This is a genomic window from Campylobacter concisus, assembly GCF_003048675.2.
GTDB lineage: Bacteria > Campylobacterota > Campylobacteria > Campylobacterales > Campylobacteraceae > Campylobacter_A > Campylobacter_A concisus_F.
Window position 1 is genome coordinate 157,310 of the sequence record NZ_CP060707.1, and the last position, 19,527, is coordinate 176,836.

At 35.5% G+C, this 19,527-nt stretch carries 14 protein-coding genes; 11 read left to right on the plus strand and 3 right to left on the minus strand.

Annotated elements, in window-relative coordinates; translation table 11 throughout:
* The first annotated feature begins 40 nt into the window (after positions 1-40).
* The 11 genes from tssM to aqpZ all read left to right on the plus strand — a co-directional run bounded on the left by tssM (position 41) and on the right by aqpZ (position 14,652).
* A complete protein-coding gene (gene tssM, locus CVT00_RS00810) occupies positions 41-3,529 on the plus strand; it encodes a type VI secretion system membrane subunit TssM (RefSeq protein ID WP_107915079.1) in 3,489 nt (1,162 codons plus the stop codon).
* Positions 3,530-3,538: 9 nt separating this feature from the next.
* Positions 3,539-4,456: a hypothetical protein gene (locus CVT00_RS00815; RefSeq protein ID WP_103574908.1), complete on the plus strand. Its 918-nt coding sequence runs from the start codon at positions 3,539-3,541 to the stop codon at positions 4,454-4,456.
* Between the two features lie 64 nt (positions 4,457-4,520).
* The gene (locus tag CVT00_RS00820) at positions 4,521-5,042 is read left to right on the plus strand and encodes an Hcp family type VI secretion system effector (RefSeq protein WP_012001093.1); all 522 of its coding nucleotides are present in this window, start codon (positions 4,521-4,523) and stop codon (positions 5,040-5,042) included.
* A 178-nt stretch (positions 5,043-5,220) separates the two neighbouring features.
* Positions 5,221-5,712, plus strand: coding sequence for a hypothetical protein (locus CVT00_RS00825; protein WP_230853768.1), 492 nt, complete (start codon positions 5,221-5,223; stop codon positions 5,710-5,712).
* Positions 5,709-6,266, plus strand: a complete 558-nt coding sequence (locus CVT00_RS00830; protein WP_230853769.1) for a hypothetical protein — start codon at positions 5,709-5,711, stop codon at positions 6,264-6,266. Before CVT00_RS00825 ends, CVT00_RS00830 begins: the two co-directional genes overlap by 4 nt.
* Entirely contained in the window at positions 6,266-9,118 is a 2,853-nt protein-coding gene (locus CVT00_RS00835; protein ID WP_181000481.1) for a type VI secretion system Vgr family protein, read from the plus strand. Before CVT00_RS00830 ends, CVT00_RS00835 begins: the two co-directional genes overlap by 1 nt.
* Positions 9,119-9,136: 18 nt before the next feature.
* On the plus strand, positions 9,137-9,634 hold the full coding sequence (locus CVT00_RS00840) for a hypothetical protein (protein WP_103558242.1): 498 nt from the start codon (positions 9,137-9,139) through the stop codon (positions 9,632-9,634).
* A complete protein-coding gene (locus CVT00_RS00845) occupies positions 9,631-11,076 on the plus strand; it encodes a hypothetical protein (protein ID WP_107915082.1) in 1,446 nt (481 codons plus the stop codon). Before CVT00_RS00840 ends, CVT00_RS00845 begins: the two co-directional genes overlap by 4 nt.
* A gap of 258 nt (positions 11,077-11,334) precedes the next feature.
* Positions 11,335-12,867 (plus strand): M23 family metallopeptidase, encoded by a 1,533-nt coding sequence (locus CVT00_RS00850; protein WP_107915084.1) that lies wholly within the window; start codon positions 11,335-11,337, stop codon positions 12,865-12,867.
* Between the two features lie 339 nt (positions 12,868-13,206).
* Positions 13,207-13,659: a hypothetical protein gene (locus CVT00_RS00855; RefSeq protein WP_103558240.1), complete on the plus strand. Its 453-nt coding sequence runs from the start codon at positions 13,207-13,209 to the stop codon at positions 13,657-13,659.
* A gap of 285 nt (positions 13,660-13,944) precedes the next feature.
* Entirely contained in the window at positions 13,945-14,652 is a 708-nt protein-coding gene (gene aqpZ / locus CVT00_RS00860; protein WP_103558239.1) for an aquaporin Z, read from the plus strand.
* Between the two features lie 128 nt (positions 14,653-14,780).
* Here aqpZ and CVT00_RS00865 read toward each other — a convergent pair whose 3' ends face one another.
* The 3 genes from CVT00_RS00865 to CVT00_RS00875 are packed head-to-tail and all read right to left on the minus strand — an operon-like array spanning position 14,781 to position 19,527.
* Positions 14,781-15,008: a hypothetical protein gene (locus CVT00_RS00865; RefSeq protein WP_004318043.1), complete on the minus strand. Its 228-nt coding sequence runs from the start codon at positions 15,006-15,008 to the stop codon at positions 14,781-14,783.
* Between the two features lie 21 nt (positions 15,009-15,029).
* Positions 15,030-16,412: an efflux transporter outer membrane subunit gene (locus CVT00_RS00870; RefSeq protein WP_103558238.1), complete on the minus strand. Its 1,383-nt coding sequence runs from the start codon at positions 16,410-16,412 to the stop codon at positions 15,030-15,032.
* The gene (locus tag CVT00_RS00875) at positions 16,402-19,527 is read right to left on the minus strand and encodes an efflux RND transporter permease subunit (RefSeq protein ID WP_107915086.1); all 3,126 of its coding nucleotides are present in this window, start codon (positions 19,525-19,527) and stop codon (positions 16,402-16,404) included. Before CVT00_RS00875 ends, CVT00_RS00870 begins: the two co-directional genes overlap by 11 nt.

A 19,527-nucleotide genomic window follows, 5' to 3' on the forward strand; every position in this document is an offset into this window, starting at 1 on the left:
CATAAAAGAAATATATTTATTTGTAAAAGGATTTGCAGCTATGGCATTTATCGACTACTTACGCAGATTTTTCACATTTTTTAGGTTTAAACACAGTGTTGTTTTAGTAACCTCTATCGCTCTTAGTGTTTTGTTTTGGCTCTATGCCCCGCTTGTAGCATTTAACGATATATATAGCTTTGCTAGCGTTAGCTCACGAGTTAGCGTGCTAGTTGCTTTTTGGGCAGTTATATTGTTTTTTGTCTTGCTCAGACCGCTGATGAACTATTTTGCATCACGCAAAGATGAGAAAAACGACAAACTAAAAGAGATAAAAAAAGAGTCAATGGATAGTTTTGGCAAGGCAAAGAGAAATTTCTTACTTTCGCTAAAAGACGCCAAAACGACTTGGAAGAAAGATATAAATTTTAAAAAATTGCCATTAATAATGATAATAGGCAACGAGGGTGCTGGCAAAAGTGCTTTTATAAACTACTCAAATATCGAATTTCCTCTATCTGATAGCCTAGATACTTATAAAAAGATACACCAAAGTACGACAAATTTTAACCTTTATGTATCAAAATTTGGAGCACTATTAGATACTGAGGGCATTCATTTTGCGCAAGAGAGCCTCTATCAGCCAACTGCAACAGAGGAGCTTCCTGAAGATGATGTAGAGAAAAACAGAGACTATCTACTTAAAAAAGGCGTTTGGAACGAGTTTTTACACTTTTTAAAGAGAAATGACTTTAACTCAAGACTAAGCGGCGCCGTGCTTATCATCGATACTAAAAAATTCCTAGAAGGCACTCAAGAGTATTTTGACGAGCTTATAAGATATATGGTAAAGAGGATAAATGACTGCGAGAAACACCTTGGCATTAAATTTCCTATTTACGTAGTCTTTAGCAAGCTTGATCTTATAGATGGTATGGGTGATTATTTCAAATTATTTAATGAAGACGTGGCAAATAAAGCTCTTGGTATAAATTTAGACTCAAATTTCACCGCTCAAACACTTGAGACAGAGCTTAAGGGCTTAAGCGACTCGCTATTTAAACACCTAATGAGCAAAAACTCGATCTCACACATGCTAGAAGATAAAAAACGCTCATATTTGTTCTTAAAACAGCTTGAAAATTTCTTCGTGCTAGTAAAAGACTTTGTTACAAAGCTAAGCTCTCAAAATGCTCTTAAAAACACATCTGTGATAAATGGAGTTTATTTTGTAAGTGCATATCAAGAAAACATCCCTATAAACTACCTTACAAATACGATTTGCGATAAATATAGCATCAAAAAACCACTTCTTAGAGCGGTAAATAATTACAGCAAACAAAGCTACTTTGTAAAATCATTTTTAAAAGAGATCGCTTTTAAAGCAAATGTAACGAAATTTGGTGCGCAAAATAGATTTATTAAATTTATAAATTTCGCCTTAGTGGCTGCACTTTGTGCGGGAGTTTATTTTGGCTCTAGTTATATTTTAAATATCAAAAATACAAAAGAGCAAATTGCGGCTAACAACGTAGATAAAATTTCTAACTATCTTGATAGCAAAAAGTATAAAGATCTTACCGCTACACAAAAGATCGAGCTTTTAAATCTGCTAAAACAAAGTCTAAACGACTATCCAAGGATCTTTAGCGGTGATACTAAATTTGAGTACATCACTCTTGATACCTCTTATAAGGGCTTTGCACCTGTTAAAGCGCTTTATTACGATCTTAGTGCTGACTTTTTCAAAAATACAGTTTTAACTGAGATGGAAAATATCCTAAAAACAGAGAGTGATCCAGATAAGCTTATAAAAGCCTTTTATATGTATGATTCACTTTTTGATAAAAACTATACAAACGTAGATCTATTTAAAATTTGGATAGCTGCAAACTGGGATAAATTTGAAAAATATGGCGTTGCTAAAAATGAGTTTTTAGCACACATTGAAGCCATTTTAAATGCTAAAAATTTAAGCATTTCAGCAGATCAGAGCGCCCAAAGTGCAGCAAATACTAAACTAACACCTGTTCAAAGAGCAAAAAGGCTCTACTCGATACTTGAGTTTATCTCATTTAAAGATGAAAAATCATTCTACGACATCAAAAAAGAGGTTGAAAATTTAAACCAAGTAGTTCAAGAAAAAGAGGCGTTTAATCCATTTAATAAAATTTATACAAAAGAAAATTTAAGAGACTTCTTGGCAAAACTTAGCTCAAACATCGATGAGACTGCAGGCATAGAGTCATGGCTGATGGATACCAACTCATCTTTAAAAGATATCAGCTCAAATGAGAAAAAAGAGCTAAGCATCGCAGTTGTAGAGCTTTACTTGCAAAACTATGCTGATAAATGGAACCAAATTTTAAGAGCGATCGAGCCAAATGAATTTGCTACTAAAAAAGAGGTCATAGACGAGCTTGAAATTTTGTCAAAAAGAGAAAACCCACTAAATTCTCTTATAAAACTAACTAATCAAAATACAAATTTAAATGATGAAAATTTACTAAAATACATCTACTCTCTAGGTTTTGCTTCAAGCGAGATAAAACGCGTATTTACAGACTTTAGCACTAAATTTACAAACTATCATGCGCTAAATTCTGACGGATCGCTAGATCTTATCAGCAATGACGTCACAAATGTATATAAAAAAGTTAGTGACTATAACTTTGAGATGCTTCAAAGCAGTGACGATAAGATCGTTTATGCGATAAATGGCATAAAAAATGAGAATGATCCATTTATCGTGCTAAATAATGACGCCAAAAAGCTTCCAGATGAGCTAAATGAGTACTATCAAAAGCTATCAAAGCTTGCTTGGAAACAAGTAGAAAACGGAGCTTCATCGCTTTTGGCAACAGCTTATAAAGATGATGTTCTTGATGACTTTGAAAGTCTTATAAAGCCTTATTATCCATTTAATGAAAACTCAGCAAAAGCTGTTAGCATCGAAGAATTTAAGAGATTTTTTGGTAAAGACGGAACGTGGAATAGCTTTTATGATAAGTATCTAAAACAAATTTTGAGCAAAACTGGCAGTGGCTACAAAGTAAGACCAAAATATGCAAAAGAGCTAAGATTTAATAAAAGTTTCCTTGAAAATATCGCTTATATCGATAGAATTTCAAATTTGATGCTTGACTCAAATGATGAACTAAAACTAAACTATAACTTAAAAGCAGTTGATCTATCGGCAAATTTCAGCCACATAAATATAGGTTACGGAAATAACTCTTTGGCGTATGATCATACGATCCCATCAAATTTACTTGTCTCAAGTAAAAGCTTTGATATCTCAACGCAGTTTAAATTTAATGCAGTTTCAAATGCAGGTAGCGACAAAAAAGAGATCAGCTTTGACGGCGAGTGGGGCTGGTACAAGCTATTAAAGGCTTCAAATTTCAGTAGCATTGGCGTTAGCACGCTTAACTTTGATGGTAAAAAAGAGTCATATTTTGGCTTTGAAGTTACTCCAAATGGTGGAGAGCTTTTAGAGCTTATGAATATCATACCAACTATTGATTTACCAAGAAAGATGCTTTATTAAGGAAAAAATATGCAAGAGATAGCAGCGGTTATACAAAATTTCGATAAAGCTTCGAGCTTTTTGGCGCAGTATGTCATTTTTGATGAAAACGGCGGAGACATAGGCTCGCTAGATACGGTTAAATTTCCGTGCAGCGATACAAGTGGCTCCATAGCTTCAAAGCACGCTCATATAGGCTTTGAAGAGGGTGTTTTTACCATTTGCGGATACGAAGGATGCGAGATATTTTATAGCGATTCTTATTCGAAGTTGCCTGATGATTATGAAAGCGTGATAAATCCAGGAGATATTTTTAGGATAGGAGAGCTTAAATTTATATTTATAGATCCTTCTAGGATAGACGAATATGTCGGCAAAGCTCACAAGATCATAGAAAATACCAAAAACTTTGATGAGCTTGATAATAAAGAATTTGAGCCAGTTGGGAAAATCTCAAATGTTGATTTTAAAGAAGAGCCAAAGATAAATTCTCTCATAGATGAAGAAAAAGATATCACTCTAAATGAAAATGTTAATGATGTGCCTTTAAATTTAAATGAGAGCGCTCAAAATTTAGATGAAGAAGATATAAATAGTCAAAGGATGCTAACAGCAAAAAGTATGGATGAGCTTTTGATGAATTTAGTTGAGAGCATAAAAGTGCAGCCAAACATGAGCCCTATAAGCGAGCAAAGCAGGACGTTAAATACAAAAGATATGGAAACTATTATAAAAACGCTGCCTCTAAGCGACAACACGACGCTTGTTAATGCTGTTTTGCTTAAACTAATATGCAAGGAGCTATATAGCCAAATGTACGATATAGTCGAGAATAATTCATTTTTCAAATATCTCTCTGGTGCTGTAACAAAAAGCACCAAAGAAGATAAAGAGGCGTTTAATTATTTATTACATAAAGCACTTGAAAGCTATATGTTAAAAAAGTAATGTTTTTAATAAAATAGAAAGTTAATAAAAGTTAAAATAACCAAATTTTTTAATAGGAGTAAATATGTCACAACCAGTGTATATTAAGGTGAAAGGTTCTACTCAAGGACTTATCTCAAGTGGTGCTTCAACAGAAGCTAGTATCGGTAATCGCTATCAGTCAGGTCACGAAGATGAGATTATGGCACAAGAGGTTTCTCACATTGTAACTGTTCCAGTAGATCCACAAAGTGGCCAACCATCAGGACAAAGAGTACATAAGCCATTTAGCTTTACAACATCTTTAAATAAAGCTGTGCCACTTCTTTACAACGCATTAACTCAAGGCGAGAGACTTCCAGAGGTTGAGATCCACTGGTACAGAACATCAACTAGTGGAGGTGCTGAGCACTTCTTCACTACAAAGCTAGAAGATGCAACTATAACAGATATCACTCTAGTAAGTCCAAATGCTCAAGATAAGCTAAACAGCGACAAAACTGAGCTTTTTAAAGTTTCTATGAACTATAGAAAGATAGTTTGGGAGCACGTAGCTGCAGGCACAAGCGGAAGCGATGACTGGAGAGAAGCTACTAAAAAAGCTTAAAAAATAACCTAGGGATCCTCCCTAGGGATATCAATCTTCTCGTTGGAAGGACACAAATGAGCCCTTTTTATCATTATCTCTTAAAACACCATGATATGTGAAATGCGATATGAAACACCTAACTATGATCATATTTCTCATAACATCTTTATATTCACACGAAGCAAATTGCACGGATATGTTTGGACTCATTTTTAATAAAAATTTAAGTGACGCTGAAACAGCTAAGTACATCAAATATTACATAGATGATCTTGGATGCGATGCTAATATGACTATTAAAATACCAGATATTTCAATAAGACCAAATTTATTAGAGTATGCTTATGATACAAATAAAACAAAAACTTTTGATACTCTTTTGGCAAAAGGTACATTCGCTAATGCAAGCTTGGCTACATCTATAGGTATGAGCTTTGCATTTTTCTTTAGAGAAAATGGTGTCGGTATAGACAACAAAAAAGCAAGCCCTGAGCTACTAGAATTTATAAAAACTCAAAAATATAAAGAATTCAAAGAAAATAAATTTAAGCTAATCAAAAAGCTTTTAGAACATGGTCAAGATCCAAAAGGCTATATCCTTTTACATAAAGTATTAATGCTTGTAAATGATGAAGAAGATTTAGATAATTTATTAAAGAATAGAACTCAAAAGGAATTAGTGCAATGAAGCAATTGGCAATAATCATATTTCTTATAACATCTTTATATTCACAATATTCACATACAATAAATTGTGCTGATATGTTTAACATAATAGCTGATAAAAATATAAGCGACAATGATACAAGAAAATATATTGAGGAATATATTAAAAAATATGGATGTACGACAGATATAACTTTAAAAAATAAAAAGCTTTCTAATAGAACATATGATTTACTCGAATTTGCACATGATTATAAAAAAAATGAGACTTTCGATCTGCTTTTGGATAATGGTGCTAAGCCAAATATGCAATTAGCTACATCTATAGGATTTGACTTTGCATTTTTCTTTAGAGAAAATGGTGTCGGTATAGACAACAAAAAAGCAAGCCCTGAGCTACTAAAATTTATAAAAACTCAAAAATATAAAGAATTTAAAGAAGAGAAATTTAGGCTAATCAAAAAACTATTAGAGTATGGACAAGATCCAAAAGATTATGGCTTCTTAAAAAATATATTAATGCTCATAAATGACGAAAAAGATCTAGAAAAAATATTAAATAGAAAGAATAAATAATGGATTTTTTAAATATAAATAAAAAGAAGTTAGATATAAAAAATGAAAATAATGAAATAGCAGGCGTTGATAAAAAAAGTAAATATGGAGATGCAACAAGAGCGACAAAAGCCGCTGGTGGTGCATTTAGTACTATTGCTGGACCTGGCGGCTTTGTTTATAGGAAAGTTGCTGATATGGCCGAAAGGCAGATTGATATCACAAAAGATAAAGACTACAGAGAATTTAAAGAAATTAAAAAAATGGATCAAGTGGAGTGGTTTAAAAATTACCGTAACCTCACTGACGCCGATATCGAAATGTTTGAAAAGGCATTACAAGAAGAAGAAAACGAAAAAAGATTGAAAGAGCAACAAATGGACAAAAACATAACATCACCAACATCATCACTAACCAAGCCAGTCATGCTAGCATCTGGCAACTCGGTGGCAACAGACGGCTTTGTAGATTATGGCGTATCTAACGATGCCTTCTCTACTCTTCAGATAGCAAACGATAAATTTATAGTCACAAGGGCTGATATAAATGAGAGTTTAGAAGATATATTTAGCATAGAGTGCTTTGCCTATATAAATTTAGTCAAAAATCCGCTTTATGAAAATTTAGAGAGCATTTATAACGATAACGCTCAAACTGGCATATATAGATACCTTGATAAGGGTATGAAGCTAAGTATAAAAAGACCATCTTCTACGAACAAGAGTATCATCCCAGGCAATAATGGCAGTGACTATATCTACTTTAGCGGCATAGTAAGCGATGTCGAGTATCTAGGCGTTGATGACGATAGTAGTACAAATATAGACAAAAAATACTTCTTCAAATTTAAACTCACATCTTCGCTATATAGACTAAGTATAAATAGAGCAAATAGAATTTACACAGATCAAAGCGTGCTTGAAGTGGTAAAAGAAATTTTGTCTTTTAACAAGCAAAGGCTAACTAAAGAGCTAGACTTCTCAAATATCAAAAATAGCTACAATAAAAAAGAATTTATAGCGCAGTACAACGAAAGCGACCTAGCCTTTATAACAAGACTTTGCCATGATAGCGGTATATATTTTTATGAAGATAATGAGAAAATTTACTTTCACGATACCTTTATCCTAGCTTATAGCAACCAAGCTGAAGGCCTAGCACAAAGCGAGCCGAGCAAAGGTAAAGAGGCTAGAAAAGTAAGCTTTAATGTAAATTTAAACAACAATCTCGCAAGCGAACACATAAATAAAATCACAAAGAGCGAAACTCTAAAAGCAAACAGCTTCACCCACTCATTTCAAAACACGGCCTATCCAAACGTGCTAGAGAGCAAAAATGAGAAGATATTTGACGAGCAGGTAAATATCTATGATAAGCATATAAATTTAGATGAGTATTCATTTAGTGATACGAGGTTGCTTGAGGTTAGCACCTATCTTAAAAAGCTAAGAAGCGATATGCTTTTGAAAGAATTTGTCGCTAGCTCAAACGTCTTTGCTCTAAATTTAAACGACAATATCTCAGTCGCCATAGATCAAAGTAGCGGCGAGTATGAGTTTAAAATAATAGCTATAAAACACACTTATATAGACGAAAGCGTTTTAGAAAATACTCTAAATTTAGGTGACAATGTCCCTTTAAAAGATAAGAAATTTATAAGCTCATACACAAATGAACTAAGCATTATCCCAAGCAGTGTGAAATTTGTACCAAGTTACAAGCAAAAGCCAAAAGCGCCTGACATCACTCTAGGCCTTGTTGTAGGACAAGATGGGCTAAATAGCCAAACAAACACCATCCATACGGATAGCTACGGCAGGGTAAAGGTAAGACTAAACGCATTTAGCACACAAGAGCAGATAGATAAAGACGACACCATAAACGCAAGCTATCATAAAAGCGCCTATCTAAGAGTGATCACGCCGATAGCTAGCAACAGCTCTGGCTTCTTTGCGATACCTAGGGTCGGCGATGAGGTGATTATCTCATTTTTGCAAAACGACATAGACAACCCAGTGGTAAGCGGCAGCCTCTATAATGCCTCAAATATGCCACTAGTAAATGTAGATAACAACTACCACCAAACATCGCTTAGCTCAAAAACAATCGGTGCAAACGAGACTGGCATAAACGAGATCACTTTGTCAAACTTAAAAAATAAAGAGCAAATTTATGTAAAAGCGGAGAAAGACTACGACGAGCTAGTAAATAACGACTTTTCTCAAACGATCCTAAACGACAAAAGCTCTCAAGTGCATGGTAGCTACACTGAAAGGGTCAAAAAAGCGCACATCCAAACGATAGATCTTGCTAAAAATGTAAATGTCGGCGGCGAATATCTAACGACGGTTGGACTTTCAAAAGATACAGTAGTAGGTGTCTCAAACACACTAAATGTAGCTGTTGATGATACAACTAGAGTTGGTCGAGATAGGCATGAGTTTGTCGGCAATGATAAATTTGTCGAGATAAAATCAAACCTCAACACAACCATACACAACGACGAAACCAAAGAGATAAAAGGTACTAAAGAGCAAAACATAGATGGTAGCTATAAGCTAAATTCGCAAAAAGGTATAAATGAGTTTAGTAACGAGCACATAGTACTTCAGGCAAACAACTACATCGACATAAATGCTAAGTCAAATTTCACTACAAAGACAGCCGCGCAGCACACCGAGATGGCAGACTCTAAGTTTAGCGAGATCGAGACGACATACGAGGTCAATGCTAAAAATGAGATCATCCACCAAGTAGGCAGCACCAAAGTAACCATAAATGGCGCAAGTGTCGTGATAGAAGTTGGCGGCATAAAAGCGATATTTGACAGCATGGGTCTAAGGGTCATCGGCGGAGATATCAAGGCGCTGTAAAAATAAATGGAGAATAATATGAAGAATGTCTTTTTTATACTATTTTTAATTGTAAATTTATACTCAGATAATGAAAATTTTGAGTCAAAAGAGTGGGTAGGAAATTATTCGTTTGAAGATCAGATTATGCTAGATAAAGAAAATTATCGTGGGCATATTCAGGATTTGAATATATCGATGTGTAAAAACAATATTTGCAATGTTAGGTTTGAAAGTTACCGTACGTATGGCGTTAAAGGAGATAAAGATAGCGAAGGTGCAAATATTTGTCTGATAGAAGTTGAGGATAAAGCGATGAATTTGCAAATTCTTTCTTCTAAAGAAGCAGTTTTAAAATTAGCAACAAATGACAAAAGTAAAAAGTGTAGCGCAAATATCATAAAGACTGATAAAGGTTTTAAATTTACTAAGCCAGAAATAAATGCAAATGAGTGTGCAAATATACTTATAGATTATGGTTGTGGAGAAGGAACTGATCCGTATTGGGATGGAGAATTTATAAGGAAAGATAAATGATCTTTAAAGAGCTAAGTAAAGATGAATATGGCAAATTATTGGGCATATTCATGTGCAATACAGAAGTGCATCCAAACTCTGAGCTAGTTAAGTCAGGACGCTTTCTCAAGCCTCACGCTGATAATTATAAAAATGTTAATCAAGGAAATATCGCTATTGGCTATGGATTTGATTTAAAAGTAAATGATATAGCTCAAATTACAAAAATGTATAGAGGTGTCTTTGGAGATAAATGGCAATTAACGCAAGAAGAGACTTTGGTTTTAAAAGACTATAAAAATGGAAAAATAACAACCTCAGCAGCATTAAGTAAATTTGGCTCTATTCAAAATTTAAGCTTAGATTTAAAAACAAGAGATAATGCATATAAACTATACTCTTTAACTCTTAGTACTTATGAAAATAAAGTCAATAGTAGCATTCCAAAATCCTACGAAAGACTGGCATTAGTCTCAAGAGCATACAACCACTATGGCTCCGCTCTTATGAAAGCCGTATCGCAAAGAGATAGGTTTTTAATATGGTTTCATCTGCGTTATACCATAAATACTCAAAGAGGCAAAGAGTTAAATGGCCTAACTAAAAGAAGGCTATGGGAATCAGATATTTTTGATCTCATATATAAGGATGATTTTGAAGCGGTAATCAATATTTTTAGTAGCTTAAATATATTTAAATTTAATGAAGAAAGAATGATTAAATATATACTAGCATATGAAAAAAGAAATTTTACAGAAGAAAATATTAGCTCTTTTAAAAAAGATGCTACAAGCAGAAATCTTACCAGTCATTTTTCGTTTAAATATAATAAGATAAAAGATACCGTTGCACCTTTTTTAAATAAATTGCACTCTCTTATAAAAGAAGTAACAAGCACTGTTTTTGATTTTAAAAATATATATGTTGTAAATTTGAATTCCGATGGTACTAATAACATCTCAAAGATAAACAAGGCATTAGAAGAGCGGGAGCGAAATTCTGAATTCAAAGAAGGATCTAAAGAGGAAATTTTACTAATCCTTCCATATAAATCAGCTCAACCAATAGCACCATATCAGCCTAAAAACACAAAACTTACCATCATTTTAGCAGATAAGACATATCTTGATTGTGCAAATTTAAATCCATCAGGAAAAAAAGATGAGAGCAAGATCATACTAACTAACTATAAGTATAATCCTTACAATACAAATAAGAACGACAATATAAAATTTATAGATCCTTCTACAAGTACAGAAGTAACTCTTTACAAAGATAATACTGGCAAGTTTGTTTCTCAAGATGGCAAGTATTTTTTTGATAATGCAAATAAGCTAACTCTAAATTTTTTTAATAACCTAAACTTTAACCTATTAAATTTTGCCAAAGAAAATAACTTTAATCTAAGAAATGATAAAGCTTCTTCAATGTTTAAAATAAAGTTGAAACTATCAGATAAATAGCCAAGTGTTTCAACTGCGAATAAAGGAAATTTCGATCTGACTGTTTCGGACTTAATTATCACTGATGAAAATCAAAATAGTACAGAAATCAAAAAAATTTATTTACATAATGGAGAAGATAAAAGGGTATATAAGTCTTACTATCTTGAAAAAAACAGTTCTAGTGGCAATGAAGCAGATAAAAACTCATATACGGCTAAATTTAATATAAATCTTATACAGGATAAAGATCAAAGTGCTTTTAAAAAGACGACAAAGATGATATTAGCTTCACGAGATCTTAGTAAGGATCACTCCACAGAAGAAATTCATAGCATGAGTGATAATGGCGTTATATCACTTGAAGCAAAGAAAAAAGCTGAAGGTAATACTACATATGATCTAAAAACTTCACTTGTTGATATCGCAAATAACATAACTAATGTTGTTATAGAAAATACAGGCAAGCTAAATGTAAAAGAAGCCATTAAACTAAAAGCAATGTATAAACCAAATAAAGGCGATGATAACTATAAAGATATAAACTGGGCTTATGAGATCATAAGACAAGATGAATACAACAAAGAGGTAAAAGATAATAATCCTACAGGATATATAGTATTAGAAGGCGATAAATTTAAAGGTAAAAAGATAAGCTTTACTCCGCAAAATGACATAAAAGATAAGGAGTTGCTTGAAAAACTAAAAGAAAATAACAGCATGATAGTGTTTTTTGCCTATTTAAGAAGCCCATCTTATAAGACAAGATATGGTAAGACACATATAAGAGCAGACTTTAGGGTTCCTATGGAGCTAAAATATGAAAATAATAAACTTTATATATATGAATTTGGGCATACTGATAAGAGTTTAAGCTTTGATGCAAGTTTGTCAAATGCTTTTATTAATGAGATTAATGACACTAAAAAAACAGATAATGCCAGAGGAAGATACTATATAAGTGCAAATATAAATTCTCAAAGCATAAGTATTTATAAAGATCATAAATTAAAAGAGTTAGCTTATTGTTCTATAAATGATCGCAATAGACCTGCTAGAGCACTTCTAGAAATTTATGCATCAGGTGGCAACACTAAAAGCTCAATATCTAATTTCCAAAATGGAATAAATTTAATAAATAGTGAAAATAAAAGTAAATTTATCTCCAAATTTAACGAAGTAAAGCAAAGAGTTAAACTAGAAAATATCGATAGTGTTAGCCTTGAAGTCATTGAGGAGGATAATGAGATAATCTTTCCTCTTAAAGTAAAGCCATTAAATGATAAAGACGGAGTTCATAGTAGGTATTACTGGGCTAGTGCGCCAGGAGCACATCAGGCCTCTTTTGGCAGTGGCAGAAGCGGTGGCAAGAGAAGGCACGCGGGTAGGGATTTATATACTTTAGCAAATGCAGAGATTGTTGCCATAGCAGATGGGGTTGTCTTAAATACAAGCTTCTTTTATTGTAAAACAAATCAAGTCACCGTTATGCATTACTTCAAAGGCCGAAAAATTATAATAAGATATGGAGAGTTGGTTAACATTCCTGTAAAAGCAGGAGATAGGGTAAAAAAAGGTCAATTCTTAGGGCAAACTGGTAAATTATTAAATGATAGAAATCAACATATTAATGTTGTTTCAGGATACACAATATATATGATTCACTTTGAATATTACACAGATGGAAATAATACAAAAGATACATTGACTATTCGCGATCCAAATAATAAATTTAAAAGAAGGAGCGATTTATCAGATCCTTTAGAAATTTTAAGAATTGGTTATGGAAATAGCTTCAAGACTAAAAAATAAAAATGCTTTTATTGTATTAATAATATAAAAATTTAAATCACAGTGGCTAAAATTTAGATATTTTAATATTGGACCATGTCTCTTTTATGATCATTTGTGCAATAATTAGACTATTATAAATGATTTTTATTGGATTTGCTTGGCTCAATTTAAATAAATTTAGAGGCTCAATATTAAGATACAAAAGGCAGTTATGCTTTTGGCTTTATATGGAGCATGATGGTCTTTGTCCTTATGCGATCTTTATTTGATTTTAAATTTATATATTGTGATTAGGCATCGTAAAGGATAAAATCAGGTAAGTGGTTATAAATTTATAAAAGTATTCTGGAGAAAATTATGAAAAAAATACTGCTTATAGTAAGTGCAATATCTATGTTTTGCTGGTCAAGTGAGATTGTAGTTGATTGTGATGAGAGCTATGAAGAAAAAATTTGTAATGGTGATTATAGCTGCGTTGCGTCAAAGTGTATATATAAAAATACAGATTTGCTTGGGGCTTACAAGCACTATTTAAAACAATATTTTCAAGACGACACAAAAGAGATATATAAGAGCGCTTCCAAAGAGATGAAAATGCCAAATTTAAATAAAACCACAAGGCTTGAATATAAATTTAAAAGTAGACCAGAAAATAGTGAAAACATATGCTATTTTAGCCTAACAAGAGCTGGCAAAAACTATCTCAAACTCGAATATAATGACTGTTCTAACGAATCTCTTTTTAATGTTGATTTTAAAAAAGTTAATAATGGAATAGAAGTAATTTTGGATGGCGATAGCGGCGCATAAAATTGGTAAATTTGCCTTATTTTAGATAAACAACATAGTTTTGATACTGCTGATGGTCGGCATAAATTTATATCTATTTTGAATATTATTTTGTGTGAGTTATCGATGTTGTGTTAGCTAGGATTAAAATAAAAATTTACGATGATATAAAGAACAATAAATACTGGCTGAATAAGTATTAAAATTTTAGCCCAAACCAGATATAAAACTCTATCTTTACAATATTTTGTAATGTCACACGTTTTTGCTAAAATCGCCCCTTTTAATTTACCTAAAAGGGAGAAAATGAAGAGATATTTAGCCGAGTTTTTTGGCACATTTTGGTTAGTTTTTGGAGGTTGCGGTAGTGCGATATTTGCTGCGGCTTTTCCAGAGCTTGGTATTGGTTTTGTGGGTGTTGCATTTGCTTTTGGTCTTACAGTTCTTACGATGGCTTACGCAGTTGGTCACATCAGTGGCGGACACTTCAACCCTGCTGTCTCAGTTGGTCTATTGGTCGGTGGAAGATTTGACAAAAAAGACTTCGTGCCTTATGTCATCGCGCAAGTTATCGGAGCGATCGCAGCTGCTGCTGTGCTATATCTTATCGCTTCAGGCAAGGCTGGATTTGACGCTACTGCGAGCGGTTTTGCTAGCAACGGATACGGCGAGCACTCACCAAATGGCTACAATCTAGTCTCAGCGCTAGTTGCAGAGGTCGTTCTAACTGCGTTTTTCCTTATCATCATCCTAGGTGCGACTGATGAGCGTGCTCCAAAAGGCTTTGCACCGATCGCTATTGGCCTTGGCTTGACGCTTATCCACCTTATCTCGATACCTATCACAAACACATCGGTTAATCCAGCTCGCTCAACTGGCGTTGCGATATTTCAAGGTACTTGGGCACTAGAGCAGCTTTGGCTTTTCTGGGTTGCACCTATCGTTGGAGCGATCATCGGAGCTATCATTTATAGGATTTTAGGCTGCACATGCGGCTGCAAAAGTGCAAAATAATCAAATTTTATGCTTCAAGGGGCGATCTTCGCCCTTTCTACTCTTTCAAATTTAAATAAGTAAAAAGAAATTTATAAAATGTTTTGAGGGTTCATCTAAGAAATTTAATTCTTAGATGAAAAGAGTTTTTAGGCCTTTTTTGTCATCGCCCTAATAGGTATAACAAATATCGCTGCAATAAGGTAAAAAACGATACCAAAGACAGCTGCCATCATAAATATCTCGCCGATATCATAAAAGCTTGACTCAAGCCTAATGGTATCCACGTAATTTATCGCAAACCATAATGCTACGCCAAGAGCGATAGCAAAAACAAAAAATCCCCAAGAAAATAAAAAATTTAAAATCTTAGTCATCAACTTTTCTCCTTTTTGAGTTTATTTATCTACCTTAAATCCGCCGCCAAGTGCCCTATAAACTTCAACCGCGCTATCTACTTCATCAAGCTTTGCAGAGACATCTTGAAGCTTTGCTTGAAGCAAATTTCTCTCCGCATCAAGAAGCTCTAAGTGACCGATATAGCCAGCGTTATATTGATCTTTAGCAAGCGAATAAATTTTTTGCTGCGATTGTAGCAAATTTTTTACCTGATCCAAAGAGAGCTTTGCATTTTGCCTTGAGATAAGGGCGTCTCTAACCTCTCCAAGGGCCGATCTAACGGTCGCTTCGTAAGTGATAGCTGCGATTTGCTCGTTTGTCTCAGCAACACGGACGTTGTTTTTTGTCCTGCTGTAGTCAAATATTTTTTGCGCTAAAGAGCCACCTATATTCCAAGTATTGGCATTTCCTACAAATATATTTTCAAAATCAATACTTGTAAAGCCCAAAAGTCCAGTGAGTGAGATCGTAGGGAAATAATCAGCCTTTGCCACGCCAACAAGGGCATTTGTAGCTTTTAGATCTGCTAGCGCCTTTGCCACGTCACTTCTTCTAAGCAAAACATCTGAGCTGATGCCAGCCTTTATCTCAGGTGAGCTTGGTAAATTTTGCGCACTAGCAACGGCTCCTTTTAAAATTTCATCATTGCTCTTGCCAGTTAGGATGGCTAGCGAAGTAAGCGCTTGCGACTTTGAGTTTAGCACTGAAGTTAGGCTTGTTTTTGCCCTTTCTACTTCAGCCTTACTTTGCAGATAGGTCATCTCATTTATGCCACCAAGATCAAGCTGCGTCTTGCGAAGCGCTAACGTATCTTCGTAGGTCTTTAGTGTCTCTTTTAGCACTGCTTCTTGCATGTTTAGCGACACTAGAGCAAAGTAGCTTTTTGCCACACTTGAGCTAAGGCTTAGTCTAGCGCTATCATAGTCAAATTTGCTCGCATTTAAATTTTCATTAGCTGCAAGCACGCTATTTCGCACTCTACCCCAAAGATCTATCTCGTAGTTTAGTCCTAAATTTATGCTCGAACTTCTATAGCGTGTTTGAGGCTGCCCTGTGTAAGTTTCACCACTGCTTTTTGCTTTGGTATAACTTACATTTAAATTTACCCCCGGTAGCAAGTCAGCCTCAGCAATGCCAAGACTTGCTTTTGCTTTTTGTAAATTTAAATATGCAATGCGTAAATTTGTATTTTTCTCAAGTGCGCTTTCGACTAGAGAATTTAAATTTTCATCGTGAAATTCTTTCCACCAAAGATCTCTTATATCGCTTGTCTCGAAAGTGTATGTTGAGGTGAAATTTGTATCCACATTTGGCATATCTGGGCGAAACGAGCAACCAGCCAAAAACGCCGCTGTTATAAGTATAAACGCCTTATTTCTCATCTTTTTTTGCTCCCTTTTTCCAGTATTTTTCATTTAAATTTTCAAGCAAATAGTAAAACATAGGCACGAAAAATATCGCTATCGTTGTTGATGCGATCATACCGCCAACTACGCCAGTTCCTAGTGAGTGACGAGATGCAGCGCCAGCACCCGTGCTTATAACCATTGGGAAAACGCCTAGAGTAAATGCGATCGAGGTCATTACGATAGGTCTAAAGCGAAGTTTGGCCGCATTTACAGCTGATTCAAATATGCTCTTTCCGCTCTCGCGCTCTTGCATAGCAAATTCTACGATCAAAATGGCGTTTTTGGCCGCTAGACCGATGAGTAGCAAGAGTCCGATCTCAAAGTAGATATCGTTTGTCAGCCCTCTTATCCAAACAGCTAGCAACGAGCCAAATACTGCAAACGGCACGGCAGTTATGACTGCAAGTGGGATGAGCCATCTTTCGTACTGAGCCGCAAGGATCAAAAAGACAAAGACCATACCAAATATAAAGGCGACTGTGCCTGTTCCTTGAGAATTTACCTCTTGATACGCCGTTCCAGCCCAGCTTATAGCGTACTCATCACTACTTAGTGTGTCATTTACGACCTCTTGTATCGCTCTTATCGCATCGCCTGATGTGTAGCCAGGTTTTGGATCGCCCATGATCTTAGCCGCTGGAAAGAGGTTAAATCTATCAACGATATCAGGTCCGATCGATCTTGTGAGCGTCGCTACTGAATTTAATGGCACCATGCCGCCATCTTTTGAGCGGACGAAAATTTTTCTTAGATCCTCAGGGTTGTTTCTAAAGTTATCGCTTGCCCTTGCATATACGCGGTATGATTTACCTGCAAGGTTGAAGTCGTTTATGTAGTAAGAGCCAAAAGTAGCTGCTATCGTGCTAAAAATTTCGCTCTCGCTTACGCCAAATAGCCTTGCCTTTTCTTTATCAACTGTTATCTTAAACTGGCGGTAGTTTGTCTCAAGCGTCGTTCTTACGCCAGTTAGCTCAGGCCTTGCGTTTGCAGCTGCAGTTACCTTTCTAGCATCCGCTTCTATCTCGTTGTAGCTCTTGCCGCTCTTATTTTGTAGATACATCTCAAAGCCGCCAGTCATTGATAGACCCATGATAGGTGGCACATTTACGACAAAGGTCATTGAGTTTTTTGAACCCCAAAGCATGCCGTTAAACTGACCTACTAAGGCATCTGCACCGTCCGTTGCACCTTTTCTTTCGCTCCAGTCTTTTAGCTTGATAAAGCTGATGGCTGAGTTTTCTCTAAGTGAGCTAGCTAGCATATCATAGCCTGCAAATCCCATGGTAAATTCGACATTTGGGTTGCTCAAAATGGCGTTACTAATAGATTTTACCTCTTCTTTGGTCTTTAGCATATTTGTTGAAGGTGGAAGCGAGGTGATAACCAACAAAGCGCCCTTATCTTCTGAAGGCACAAGCCCTTTTGGCACCTTTTGAAAAAGGCCATACGTCGCAAATCCCATTATGCCAATGACTATAAAGCTAATGATGACGTGTTTTAAAATTTTTGCCACGCCTGCTGTAAAGAGCCTAGTGCTAAAGTCAAAAAAGTCGTTAAATTTCTGAACTATCCAAAATGGCTTGTTCTCTTGTTTTTTAAGCATAACCGCACAAAGTGCTGGCGTAAGAGTAAGAGCGACAAAGCCTGAGATACAAACGGCGACAACAAGTGTTAGCGCAAACTGCTTTTGTATAACGCCAACAAAGCCCTCCATAAATGAAACTGGCACGAAAACCGCACAAAGCACGAGCACGATAGAGATAACTGGGGTTTGTACCTCCTCCATTGCCTTAAATGTCGCGTCTTTTACGCTTATGTTTTTATCTTCATGTAAAATTCTCTCGACGTTTTCTATAACGATGATGGCGTCATCCACGACGATACCGATGGCTAGGATCAGGGCAAAAAGCGTGATCAAATTTATACTAAAGCCCATGATATAAAGTCCGCCAAATGTACCTATGATAGAGACTGGCACGGCGAGCATCGGTATGATGGTGGCTCTAAAGCTCTTTAAGAAGAAGTACATTACGACAAGAACAAGTAGCATCGCCTCAATGAAAGTTTTGATAACCTCATTGATTGAGACGGTGATAAATTCAGTTGGGTTGTAGGCTATGGTGTGCTCTAGACCAACTGGGTAGGTTTTCTTTAGCTCTTCAAGCTTTGCAGCGACTGCCTCTGCAGTTGCAAGTGCGTTTGCATCGTTTTGCAAAAATAGCAAAAGTGGCACTGCTGGCTTACCATTTAGCATAGCATCTGATGCGTAGCTAGCAGCTCCAAGCTCGACTGTGGCGACCTCTTTTAGTTTTACGACACTGCCGTCCTCACTCTTTATCAAAATTTCGCCAAACTGCTTTGGATCTTTAAAACGACCCTCGGAAACGACCGAGTAAACATAAGGATTTTCACCCTTTGATGGCTGCTCGCCGATCTTGCCGGCTGCGTATTGTGAGTTTTGAATTTTTACTTGAGAGATGACGTCGCTTGGAGTTAGTTTAAACTTAGCAAGTCTGTCTGGCTTTAGCCAAATTCTCATTGAGTACTCTTTGTTGCCAATGAGCGCTGTATCGCCGATACCTTTTACTCTTTTGATCTCGTCTGCGATGTTTAAATTCACATAGTTATATAGCTCAACTAGGTTCATATTTGGATTTGTAAAGCCAACTACTTGAAGGATCGAGCCACTTCTTTCACGCACCGTTACGCCCATATTTTGCACCTCTTGAGGTAGCCTTGAAAGGGCAGCTTGGACGCGGTTATTTACATCTATCGTAGCTTGTTTTGACGATGAGCCGATCTTAAAATATACACTTATATTCATTGTACCAGCTGAGCTTGAGGTGCTTTGCATATAAAGCATATTTTCAACACCATTTATCTGATCTTCAATGGCACTTGCGACTGAGTCAGCGATCGTCTGCGCATCAGCGCCGCTATATGTCGCAGTTACAGAGACAGTAGGCGGTGTAAGACTTGGATACTCCTCTATTGGAAGCCCCTTGATACCCATAAAACCTGCTATAACTATGATGATAGATATAACAGTTGCAAATATCGGGCGGTTTATGAAAAATCTTGAAAACAT

Excerpts from the sequence above, each read along its gene's own strand:
- CVT00_RS00820 (WP_012001093.1), top strand. The coding sequence starts at position 4,521 with ATGTCACAACCAGTGTATATTAAGGTGAAAGGTTCTACTCAAGGACTT.
- CVT00_RS00825 (WP_230853768.1), top strand. The coding sequence starts at position 5,221 with ATGTTTGGACTCATTTTTAATAAAAATTTAAGTGACGCTGAAACAGCT.
- CVT00_RS00865 (WP_004318043.1), bottom strand. The coding sequence starts at position 15,008 with ATGACTAAGATTTTAAATTTTTTATTTTCTTGGGGATTTTTTGTTTTT.
- CVT00_RS00840 (WP_103558242.1), top strand. The coding sequence starts at position 9,137 with ATGAAGAATGTCTTTTTTATACTATTTTTAATTGTAAATTTATACTCA.
- CVT00_RS00855 (WP_103558240.1), top strand. The coding sequence starts at position 13,207 with ATGAAAAAAATACTGCTTATAGTAAGTGCAATATCTATGTTTTGCTGG.
- CVT00_RS00845 (WP_107915082.1), top strand. The coding sequence starts at position 9,631 with ATGATCTTTAAAGAGCTAAGTAAAGATGAATATGGCAAATTATTGGGC.
- CVT00_RS00850 (WP_107915084.1), top strand. The coding sequence starts at position 11,335 with ATGATATTAGCTTCACGAGATCTTAGTAAGGATCACTCCACAGAAGAA.
- CVT00_RS00830 (WP_230853769.1), top strand. The coding sequence starts at position 5,709 with ATGAAGCAATTGGCAATAATCATATTTCTTATAACATCTTTATATTCA.
- CVT00_RS00875 (WP_107915086.1), bottom strand. The coding sequence starts at position 19,527 with ATGTTTTCAAGATTTTTCATAAACCGCCCGATATTTGCAACTGTTATA.
- CVT00_RS00815 (WP_103574908.1), top strand. The coding sequence starts at position 3,539 with ATGCAAGAGATAGCAGCGGTTATACAAAATTTCGATAAAGCTTCGAGC.
- CVT00_RS00870 (WP_103558238.1), bottom strand. The coding sequence starts at position 16,412 with ATGAGAAATAAGGCGTTTATACTTATAACAGCGGCGTTTTTGGCTGGT.
- tssM (WP_107915079.1), top strand. The coding sequence starts at position 41 with ATGGCATTTATCGACTACTTACGCAGATTTTTCACATTTTTTAGGTTT.
- CVT00_RS00835 (WP_181000481.1), top strand. The coding sequence starts at position 6,266 with ATGGATTTTTTAAATATAAATAAAAAGAAGTTAGATATAAAAAATGAA.
- aqpZ (WP_103558239.1), top strand. The coding sequence starts at position 13,945 with ATGAAGAGATATTTAGCCGAGTTTTTTGGCACATTTTGGTTAGTTTTT.